This is a genomic window from Aneurinibacillus aneurinilyticus ATCC 12856 (assembly GCF_000466385.1).
Classification (GTDB): Bacteria; Bacillota; Bacilli; order Aneurinibacillales; family Aneurinibacillaceae; genus Aneurinibacillus; species Aneurinibacillus aneurinilyticus.
On sequence record NZ_KE952790.1, the window covers coordinates 1 to 6393 of the forward strand.

Below are 6393 nucleotides of genomic sequence, written 5' to 3' on the forward strand. Positions count from 1 at the left end.
GAAGGTGTAGGGCATGGGTGTAAGCGGAAGAGGGAGGGGAAGGCAACTGAATAAACGTGAAAAGAAACCAGGCGAAGCTTACATGCAAAAAGAAAGAAAACACATCTATATGGCTTGCGAAGATTATGACTTCTGCTGGGGAAGAGATGAAGTCAAACGGTTCAGGGAGATGTGGGAAGTAGGGGAATCCCTGATAAACATATCTAAATCGCTTGGTCGTCATGTAAATGAAGTAGCCATATTGGTGATTGATCAGGCTGAGAAAAAGAAAATTGAGATGCATGGCAGTAAGGTATTCGGACAAGCTGTATAGCGCAAGATGCGTTCGGTTGCAAAAAACGCATCCAAATTGTAGAACGGTTGCAACGATAGAAAACGGTACAGAAAGGAAGGGGCAGAATGAAAAAACGTCAGCTTAAAAAGGTTTTTAAGATAGTAGCCAAGCAGATAAACAACGGGGATTTCACAAAGCTAAAGCCTGTGTACTTTCGCATTATCGATAAGACACTTGCAAATTTCGTTGAAAGAAAATACATCAATGAGTTTGGTTCATGGTGGTACGACCAAGATTGGAGCAAGTTTGATTTAACTACAGAAATACTTAGGTACTATAAAAAATGGGATAAAGAATTCGAAGAATGGTCGGGAATTAACATGGACTTATATACGCGATATTTTCAAAAGAACCATAAAAAAAGTGCGTAATTCAGCATTATTACGAAAAGGAGGAATGAAACTATGCTAGCGACAGAAGAAAAGAAGTGGCTCGCACTTGTTTTACGTGACACATTCCAGGATGGGGCGAATGTAGCAGATGAGGATATTCATTTGTATGAATCTATCATGAGTAAATTAGAAGCGTAATACGGCTTTATTGCGAAAACCAAGATTTTTGTTATCGTAGTGCTAAAAAGCGAAGGGGAAATCCACATGCGAGTTAGACTCAAATACACCGGTAAATATCTGACTGGGAGAACGCCAATAAAAACAAAACATAGGATACTGATTTTTCACCAATTTGAATACGGCCGGACAGTGAACAATATGCCCTATGACGATATTTTATCACTTATCCCAGATGCTTATTGCGACGGTTTGACTATTTATCTTCCTAATGATTTTGATAGGGAAATTATCGGTAAGCTCATTGAATTTTTCAAAGAAGATCACTATTCGTTTCCTGATAACATCGCGCAAATCGGCTATGTAAATGATGAAGTCAATAAACTTGTAAAAATCTATGAACATAAACAGCCACAAGAGTAATAAGAGCGATAGTAGTAAACATTTATATTTCGTAATTCATATCGCGAAAAGTCATTTGCTCACTAACGGAGGAGAAATAATGGTTGGATTTAAGTTCGAAGATGTTGAAAACGTTGAAGCAAAAGAAGATTTTGAGGTTTATAAGTATGATGACGATGGTGAAATAATTGACACTTTAGTTATTAAAAAAGGCACTAATGGTGTAGTCGAATCAATGGGGATGTATCTACCGAGGGACCCAGAACCGCATTACGATTTAATATTTCGTTTAGAGGATGGCAATGAGGTTGAGGTTTGTCTGTACGAGAGTAAAATGGAGCATTTCCTAGCACTAAATTAATTCGCACTTCAGCATTTAAACAAAAAAGGAGAGGATACAGTGAGTAACCTTCGCGTAATTGCAAACGAGCTAATCCCAGTGTACGCAACTGAAGATAACCAACGATTAATCAATGGCCGTGAGCTTCATGGATTCCTTGGAGTAGAGGATAAGTTTTCTCAATGGATTCAGCGACGCATTGAAAAGTACGGATTCGAAGCTGGTGAGGACTTTTTCACAATTCCGGGAAAAAGTCAGGGTGGCCGCCCTTCTGTTGAATATCTTCTCACTATGGATACAGCCAAAGAAATATCAATGGTAGAAAACAATGAACGAGGGCGACAAGTACGCAAATACTTCATTGAAATGGAAAGGCTGGCCAAAGAAGTAAAGAACAATGTCATTCCTCTCGATGAGCGTCAGGTACGCATGGAGCTCCTAAAATCAGCACTTGAACATGAGGAACGGCTTGAATCAGTAGAGCAGAGACTTACAGAAGTAACCCGTAAGGTAGAAGAACAAATCACCCTACAGCATCATGAGCAGTATGCACTACAAAAAGCAATCAATCGTCGGGTACTTGATTTAGCTGATCGGGCCGAATTTCAACAACTAGGATTCGATGAACAGAATTATATTACTCCTGACCTTGTAAAAGTAAAGAGGAAGCTATACAGCCAGATCCACCGTTCCATCAAAGATTGCTTTGCTGTCGCCAGTTACCGGGATATACGCCGATGCGATTTTGAAGAAGCGATGAAATATGTACAGGCTTGGCGTCCACGTTTGGCAGCATAAAAAAGAGCCGGTCAAAGACCGGCCAAGTTAAAGAAACGTTATAAATAAACCCGAGCCTTGGTCCCACCCCAAGGCTCACTAAAGAATATAACACAAGATTATGAACGGATGAAATATAGAACATATGGGAAGGGGAACAAAGGATGAAAAGAAAAGGCGGCTCCTCATTCATTGAGAAGAGAGGCAACAATATAACCTATCCGCTTCCGAAAGAGCGTATGCGTGATGAGGATACCTTTCTCAACTGCCGGTGGTGTGGTGTAGAGCTGAACGACAAACGGAAACGTTTCTGCTGCCAAGAACACCGCGACGAATGGTTAGACGTTATCTACTGGCCTGAAGACTTCCAACGGCAAAGGAAGAAGGCGCTAGAGCGTGATAAGAAAACCTGTCAGGATTGCGGAATGACAAACCTAGAGCACATAAAAAAGTTTAATCAAAGTTTACATGCTCATCATATTGTCCCTCGCATCGATGGCGGTAGCAACTATGTAGATAATCTCGTCATACTCTGCCAAGAATGCCATATCAAGCGACATAAGGCCATGGGAGAAGAAGTGAAATGGAAAGATAAGAAAGCGGTGAATGCTCATGCAAGTAACTGAGCGTGAACAAGTAGAACAAATGGATATATTCCAGTTAGCGCAGCAAACTATTTCAGAACAAGTACCTGATAAAATCTATTCCCCAAGAGAATTAAAAGAGATGGGCCTCAAATGGACCAAAAAAGATGCGGAACGTTGGGATGAAGAGATATGGGATGTATATAACCGAGTAAGAAGAGAAACCGGGCGCTTTATCAACTGGTTTGAAGCGATTGAAATATATATTGTGGAGCGTGACAAATAGTGAACATCAAGAGACAGACATGCAGCTTATGCAATGGAGAAGGACGTACAGGAGGACATGAGTGTCCGGCCTGTGATGGAAAAGGATACATTGAGGTGATCGCTGATAGCGAAAAGCAAATTGATCCGTTTTGGGACAAGCTGAAGCTGTCTGATGAACCTGATTTTTAGAAAGGATGAGGAGCAATGAAACTTGCCTTGAAAGATGATTCACAGCAACAAATAATTGCTATAGCAGTTCTAAATATGCTGGAACGGGGCGAAAAGGTACATGATATTGCTGACGTAACACAGAAAATTGTCGGGGAAGTTTGGTACGGATATATAGCACAACAAAGCAAAAAGAAGGGATGAGGGGAAATGAAAGCAGGCCGTGAATTAGATATTCTTGTCGCAAATAAAGTTTTCGGTTGGGAATATGATGAGTTTCTTGAAATGTTCTACACAAAACACGAATTGGGTCCCGTTCCACGGCATTCAAACTTCAAACCTTCGACCAATATAACAGATGCTTGGCAAGTGTTGGAGAAGATGCAAGACCGCTATCAGCTTGGGTTAATGCCTACTAGTTTTGGAAAATGGGTATGTCGTGGATATTTGCCAGAAACAGCAAAAATACAGGTTCAAGCGGAAGCGCCACTTGCTATATGCCTTGCAGCATTAGAAGCCGTTGGATGGGAGGGTGGAGAGAAATGAACTGTTCGAAATGCAATAAAGAAATACCCCCCTCCATAAAGAAGGGGGCGCCGCTAAAGGGAGTCAATCATGTTGCTATTACCTACAAATATATTTCCCTACATTTGAGAAATTAAACATAAAAAGCCCTCACAGTCCGCCAACTGTAAGGGTTAAACAGGGAAACTCTACTATACATTACGGTGGAGTAAGGACAAAGTTACAAATAAAAAAATTCCCCTCAACGGAGGCAACCGAAGAGGGGAAAATACCTGCTCATATAGACACTTTAATTATATCACAGAGCGGGGGAATACAGATGGCCGATCTACTTGAAATCGCAAATAATCTACAAGCAAAAGAGGCAAAAATCCCTTTAAATACAGAAGGCAAGGACAAGCTTTATTTAACAACGGGAATAGCTGCATATGAGGTCAAAGCTCCTCTCTATGGAACAGTAGAGCTTGTAATAGTTGATGGTGAAGTCGTAGACATTGTAAGTAAAGAGACACTACGTATTCCAGGCAGAATCCGGAGAAAGAGGTAGCAATGGATATTGTTGTAGCGGTACCTAAGAGCGAATATGAGAATTTTGCCAAAGAAGTCGAAGAGATAAAACAGGATCCGGAATTACAAAAGGTTTGGACGCTATCGCGCATACCGAAAGAATTGAAACTAGGTAGCCGGATGCACTTTGTTTATGATGGCCGTGTCGCTTATTCCGTCCGAGTTACCAATATAAAAAAGGACTCAACAATCAAATGCGAGACAACAGGCCGGACATGGGGCGGTAGATGCCAAGTGTTCGGGGATGACTTAAGAGAAGAACAAGGACCGGAAATGCGCGCCTTCACAGGCTTCAGGTATCGGCGGTGGTAGAATAATTGACAAAAACATAATAATTCGAACTGTATAAGAAAGCATAAAAGGAGTTGGTGGAAATGATGGCTTATTGTTGTGACCATTGTAAGAAATTTATTGATTCTGAAGACATTGAAGCAATTGAAGTAAAGCAACCATATATACGAGCATTGTTTAGTGATGAAGATTTTGTACCTGCTAAACGCAATAAACATAGCGAAAATCAGAATGTGCATTACTGTGGTGAATGTAAAATGGACTATCTTACTGAGTGGTTAGTTTGACGAACGACTTATTATCACTTCAAGAATTCACTGTAATTGGGGTACGGCAAGAATTCCTTCTTTTTTGAGCCACCACAAGAAAATGAATCCGATAACCCATAAAAATATACGTCTGACCAAACATTGGAGGACACCACTTTTACTAAGCTCAAGCGAGGTTATATGCCTTGCTACAGGCTTATTAGAGGCGGTGTTCTCTTTTTATTTGAAAAGGGGGATACAAGGATGAATATACTTGCTGTTTTAACTCATTCAAGGATATGTGCAACGAACGGGGAGGCACGACGAATGGTACATCAAGGTGCAGTAAGGATAAATGAACAGCTTATAAAGGACGTCGATCACAAGTTAAAGGATGGCGTATACACCATCACGCTAGGAAGGCGAATGACAAGGCGTGTACACATATTGGATGGCAAGATGGTATACCCACGGAAAGATGAAAGGGACGAAAGTGAATTCAGAAAGACAGAGCAGATGATGCATCATCCGACTTGGAAGCGTGTAGGCGGAGTGATGAAGCAAACAAGGCGATAACGGAGATAGATCAGCGCTAGCATAACAAAAAATACTCAGGAGGCGGTTTTATGCAAACCACAATCAATCCAAATCACCAATATATTGAATCTGTATGCAGTAAGTGCCCTGGTACCCACTGGGGGAAAAGTGCGAAGTGTCGGATCCATGATATGCACATCGGACAAATTACTTCGTGCCAACAATGGGAAGATGAAGAAACAGAACAGTGGATAGATGATGATGGACAAATAGCCTTTACCAGCTTGGAACCGGCACTCGAATTGCTCCATGTTGCCCAAGATGAATTAGACGGGTATTACTGGATGACGCAGCAAATCAAAAAATTACAGGAAAAAATTCAAGCCGGAATAAATACAACTAATGGTTTGGCAGCAGGAACGGCCCAGTACGGTATTGAAGCAACATTACCAAAGGCAAAGGGTGGAAATAGTGATCCTGTGTTTAGAGCAGCCCGTAATAACCTGAAAGCATGGGAGCGGCTAAATGGACGATTAAAGCGTTTTGAAAACAAGGTGAAGCGGGTTGATGCGTTTGCGGAAAAGAACAACCTATCTGAAAAAGAACAGATTGTCCTTGAGGGCATTATGGATGGCCAGAAGATGAAAGATATCGCAAAAGAGGTCGGGGTATCACGTACAAGAGCACAGGAATTAAAGCTTGAGGTTGTGAAAAATCTAGCTTGGGTTATCTATGATGAGGAAAAGAAAGGGAAAGAAAAGGCGCTCTCCTAGTGAGAACGCCTTGTTTTCTTGCAACGGGTGTTAAAAACCGACACTTCCGACACCTCCGACACCTCCGACAC

16 protein-coding genes are annotated in these 6393 nt (G+C 41.4%); all 16 read left to right on the plus strand.

Annotation, left to right across the window (positions count from 1 at the left end; all coding sequences use genetic code 11):
• Positions 1–82: 82 nt before the first annotated feature.
• The 16 genes from HMPREF0083_RS12570 to HMPREF0083_RS12635 all read left to right on the plus strand — a co-directional run bounded on the left by HMPREF0083_RS12570 (position 83) and on the right by HMPREF0083_RS12635 (position 6322).
• A complete protein-coding gene (locus HMPREF0083_RS12570; protein ID WP_040302624.1) occupies positions 83–313 on the plus strand; it encodes a hypothetical protein in 231 nt (76 codons plus the stop codon).
• A gap of 86 nt (positions 314–399) precedes the next feature.
• Entirely contained in the window at positions 400–705 is a 306-nt protein-coding gene (locus HMPREF0083_RS12575; RefSeq protein ID WP_021621781.1) for a hypothetical protein, read from the plus strand.
• Between the two features lie 33 nt (positions 706–738).
• The gene (locus tag HMPREF0083_RS29760; RefSeq protein WP_021621782.1) at positions 739–864 is read left to right on the plus strand and encodes a hypothetical protein; all 126 of its coding nucleotides are present in this window, start codon (positions 739–741) and stop codon (positions 862–864) included.
• Between the two features lie 66 nt (positions 865–930).
• On the plus strand, positions 931–1266 hold the full coding sequence (locus HMPREF0083_RS12580; RefSeq protein WP_040302619.1) for a hypothetical protein: 336 nt from the start codon (positions 931–933) through the stop codon (positions 1264–1266).
• A gap of 79 nt (positions 1267–1345) precedes the next feature.
• Positions 1346–1606: a hypothetical protein gene (locus HMPREF0083_RS12585; RefSeq protein WP_040302621.1), complete on the plus strand. Its 261-nt coding sequence runs from the start codon at positions 1346–1348 to the stop codon at positions 1604–1606.
• Between the two features lie 39 nt (positions 1607–1645).
• Entirely contained in the window at positions 1646–2383 is a 738-nt protein-coding gene (locus tag HMPREF0083_RS28745) for an antA/AntB antirepressor family protein (protein WP_021621785.1), read from the plus strand.
• A gap of 143 nt (positions 2384–2526) precedes the next feature.
• Positions 2527–2988: an HNH endonuclease gene (locus HMPREF0083_RS12600; protein WP_021621786.1), complete on the plus strand. Its 462-nt coding sequence runs from the start codon at positions 2527–2529 to the stop codon at positions 2986–2988.
• Positions 2975–3232 carry a hypothetical protein gene (locus tag HMPREF0083_RS12605; RefSeq protein ID WP_021621787.1) on the plus strand — a complete coding sequence of 86 codons (258 nt, stop codon included), beginning with the start codon at positions 2975–2977 and terminating at the stop codon, positions 3230–3232. The genes HMPREF0083_RS12600 and HMPREF0083_RS12605 overlap by 14 nt, the downstream gene beginning before the upstream one ends.
• Positions 3232–3402: a hypothetical protein gene (locus tag HMPREF0083_RS28060; protein WP_021621788.1), complete on the plus strand. Its 171-nt coding sequence runs from the start codon at positions 3232–3234 to the stop codon at positions 3400–3402. Before HMPREF0083_RS12605 ends, HMPREF0083_RS28060 begins: the two co-directional genes overlap by 1 nt.
• Positions 3403–3417: 15 nt before the next feature.
• Entirely contained in the window at positions 3418–3585 is a 168-nt protein-coding gene (locus tag HMPREF0083_RS28065; protein ID WP_021621789.1) for a hypothetical protein, read from the plus strand.
• 6 nt (positions 3586–3591) lie between these two features.
• Positions 3592–3927, plus strand: a complete 336-nt coding sequence (locus HMPREF0083_RS12610) for a BC1872 family protein (RefSeq protein WP_021621790.1) — start codon at positions 3592–3594, stop codon at positions 3925–3927.
• A gap of 298 nt (positions 3928–4225) precedes the next feature.
• Positions 4226–4453: a hypothetical protein gene (locus HMPREF0083_RS12615; protein WP_021621792.1), complete on the plus strand. Its 228-nt coding sequence runs from the start codon at positions 4226–4228 to the stop codon at positions 4451–4453.
• 2 nt (positions 4454–4455) lie between these two features.
• Positions 4456–4785, plus strand: coding sequence for a hypothetical protein (locus tag HMPREF0083_RS12620; protein WP_021621793.1), 330 nt, complete (start codon positions 4456–4458; stop codon positions 4783–4785).
• Between the two features lie 62 nt (positions 4786–4847).
• Complete coding sequence (locus HMPREF0083_RS12625) at positions 4848–5051, plus strand: hypothetical protein (protein WP_021621794.1); 204 nt, start codon at positions 4848–4850, stop codon at positions 5049–5051.
• Positions 5052–5276: 225 nt separating this feature from the next.
• Positions 5277–5588, plus strand: a complete 312-nt coding sequence (locus HMPREF0083_RS12630) for a S4 domain-containing protein (protein WP_040302623.1) — start codon at positions 5277–5279, stop codon at positions 5586–5588.
• Positions 5589–5638: 50 nt separating this feature from the next.
• The gene (locus HMPREF0083_RS12635) at positions 5639–6322 is read left to right on the plus strand and encodes a helix-turn-helix domain-containing protein (RefSeq protein WP_021621796.1); all 684 of its coding nucleotides are present in this window, start codon (positions 5639–5641) and stop codon (positions 6320–6322) included.
• Positions 6323–6393 lie beyond the last annotated feature (71 nt).